Raw genomic sequence first — 1271 nt, 5'->3', positions numbered from 1 at the left:
GCGCAGGTCGCCGCGGACCAGGGTCAGGTCGCCGGCCTCGATGGCGGCGTCGGTGCCGGTGCCCATGGCCAGGCCGAGGTCGGCCTGGGCGAGGGCGGCCGCGTCGTTGACGCCGTCGCCGACCATGGCCACGGAGCGGCCCTCGCTCTGGAGGCGCTTGACGACATCGACCTTGTCCTGGGGCATGACCTCGGCGATCACCTCGTCGATCCCGACCTCGCGGGCGACGGATTCGGCCACCGCCCGGTTGTCGCCGGTGAGCAGGACGGGGGTGAGTCCGAGGGCGCGCAGCCGGGTGATGGCCTCGGCGCTGGTGGGCTTGACGGCGTCGGCGACCTCCAGGACGGCGCGGGCGGCTCCGTCCCAGGCGACGGCGATGGCGGTGCGGCCGGAGGCCTCGGCGTCGTTCCGTGCGCGGGCGAGGTCGGCGGGCAGGTCGATGGCCCACTGGTCCAGGAGCTGGGTGCGGCCGACGAGGACGGCGTGACCGTCGACGATGCCCTGGACTCCGAGGCCGGGGATGTTCGCGAAGTCCTCCGGAGCGGGCAGGGTGCCGACGCGCTCGGCGGCGCCGGCCGCGACGGCCTGGGCGATGGGGTGTTCGGAGGCGTGCTCCAGGGCGCCGGCCAGGCGCAGCACCTCGCTCTCGTCCTCGCCCCCGGCGGTGTGGACGGACAGGAGGGTCATCTTCCCGGTGGTGACGGTGCCGGTCTTGTCCAGGACGACGGTGTCCACACGCCGGGTGGTCTCCAGCACCTCGGGGCCCTTGATGAGGATGCCGAGCTGGGCGCCGCGTCCGGTGCCGACCATCAGGGCGGTGGGGGTGGCCAGGCCCAGGGCGCAGGGGCAGGCGATGATCAGGACGGCGACGGCCGCGGTGAAGGCCGCGGCCGGCCCTCCGCCGGTGCCGAGCCAGAAGCCCAGGGTGCCCAGCGAGATCAGCAGCACCACCGGCACGAAGACGGCCGAGACCTGGTCGGCCAGCCGCTGCACCTCGGCCTTGCCGCTCTGGGCGTCCTCGACCAGCTTGGCCATCCGGGCGAGCTGGGTGTCGGAGCCGACACGGGTGGCCCGCACGACCAGCCGGCCGGAGGTGTTGACGGTCGCGCCGGTGACCGCGTCACCGGCCGAGACGTCCACCGGCACCGACTCGCCGGTCAGCATCGAGGCGTCCACGGCCGAGGAGCCCTCGACCACGGTGCCGTCGGTGGCGATCTTCTCGCCGGGGCGGACCAGGAAGCGGTCCCCGACGGCCAGCTCGGCCACGGGGA

The 1271-nt window shown here is 74.7% G+C and carries 1 protein-coding gene; it reads right to left on the bottom strand.

The window, feature by feature from the left end; translation table 11 throughout:
- Positions 1–1271: heavy metal translocating P-type ATPase (locus tag CUT83_RS20505; RefSeq protein ID WP_101257312.1), on the bottom strand; the 1271-nt coding region annotated here is incomplete at both ends.

It is taken from the genome of Streptomyces barkulensis (assembly GCF_002843305.1).
Lineage (GTDB): Bacteria > Actinomycetota > Actinomycetes > Streptomycetales > Streptomycetaceae > Streptomyces > Streptomyces barkulensis.
The sequence above is the reverse complement of the archived record's forward strand: the minus strand, read 5'-3'. Positions and strand labels throughout refer to the sequence as shown.